Annotated in this window: 1 protein-coding gene; it reads left to right on the top strand. The window is 70.0% G+C overall.

What is annotated here, in order from left to right:
- Positions 1-347 precede the first annotated feature (347 nt).
- The coding region (locus L810_RS39790) for a hypothetical protein (protein ID WP_042978166.1) at positions 348-543 on the top strand (196 nt) is incomplete at its 3' end.

Raw genomic sequence — 543 nt, 5'->3', positions numbered from 1 at the left:
CGACGACAGCCCGTGGTATCCGTCCGCGACGCTGTTCCGGCAGGGGCTGCCCGGCGACTGGCCGGCACTGGTCGAACGCGTGGCGCAGGCGCTCGCGGCCCGCATCCTTGCGCATCGCGACACCGCGTGACCGGCCCGGCCGACTGTGACAAAAGCTACGGACCTTTGGCAAGCGGCCCGAATGGTCCGTAACACCCGCCACGCGGCTGCCATCGGGCCTTCGTATGTTCTTGGGATTCCAGTGGCCGGGGTCGATCCCGGTTGCAACGACCGAGCGCGAAAACGGATTGGCGCCGCTTTCCGCGCGACCGTCGTCCAGCGCAATTTCATAGGATTCGGGGTGAAGAATGGCAGCACGCGCACGCACGGCACGACAACCTGACACGACGGGTTCGCGCCCGGTCCTGAAATCGGAACTGCGGCCGCTGGTCCGGGCCGTGGCCTTGATGCTGCTGGCGGGCGCGTCCGCGCACGTGCAGGCGGCCGGCATCATGAACCTCGGGGCGGCGGCCGCGCGTGCATCGGGCGGCGGCGCGGGCGGTG

The sequence above is a fragment of the Burkholderia sp. AU4i genome (assembly GCF_000466765.1).
GTDB lineage: Bacteria > Pseudomonadota > Gammaproteobacteria > Burkholderiales > Burkholderiaceae > Burkholderia > Burkholderia cepacia.
This window is presented reverse-complemented; position numbering and strand designations above follow the sequence as displayed.